1 protein-coding gene is annotated in these 322 nt (G+C 56.8%); it reads right to left on the bottom strand.

Annotated elements, in window-relative coordinates; genetic code table 11:
* Nucleotides 1–96 precede the first annotated feature (96 nt).
* The gene (gene tnpB / locus IV91_RS19830) at nucleotides 97–207 is read right to left on the bottom strand and encodes an IS66 family insertion sequence element accessory protein TnpB (protein WP_411464063.1); all 111 of its coding nucleotides are present in this window, start codon (nucleotides 205–207) and stop codon (nucleotides 97–99) included.
* Nucleotides 208–322 lie beyond the last annotated feature (115 nt).

The following is a 322-nucleotide window of genomic DNA, read 5'->3' as shown; positions in this document are numbered from 1 at the left end:
TTACTGCCCAGACGCTGATGCTGGCGATACAGGGGCTGGTGGTACAGGAATTTATCCACCACCATGCCCGCCAGGAAACTCACATCGGCACGGCTGTTATCCAGGACGCCCTGGGGGGCCGGAGCGATCCCAATACAAGACTTTGACCTGGTTGGCACGCCGATTGATGAAGCAGAACAGGTGTCCGCTCAGGGGATCCTGCTTCATCTCGTTGCGTGCCAAGGACATAGAGTCCGTCATAGGATTTGCGGGCATCTACGGGTTGGCCATAGATGAAGACCCGGACCCTGGCTTCGGCAAAGAACATCAGTTTCTGGTGAGG

This window comes from Ferrovum myxofaciens, from assembly GCF_000735045.1.
Taxonomy (GTDB): Bacteria; Pseudomonadota; Gammaproteobacteria; order Burkholderiales; family Ferrovaceae; genus Ferrovum; species Ferrovum myxofaciens.
Note: the sequence above shows the minus strand (reverse complement) of the source record. Positions and strands in the feature narration are given on the sequence as shown.

What these genes read in the sequence shown, in the direction of transcription:
- tnpB (WP_411464063.1), bottom strand. Translation starts at nt 207, where the DNA reads ATGAAGCAGGATCCCCTGAGCGGACACCTGTTCTGCTTCATCAATCGG.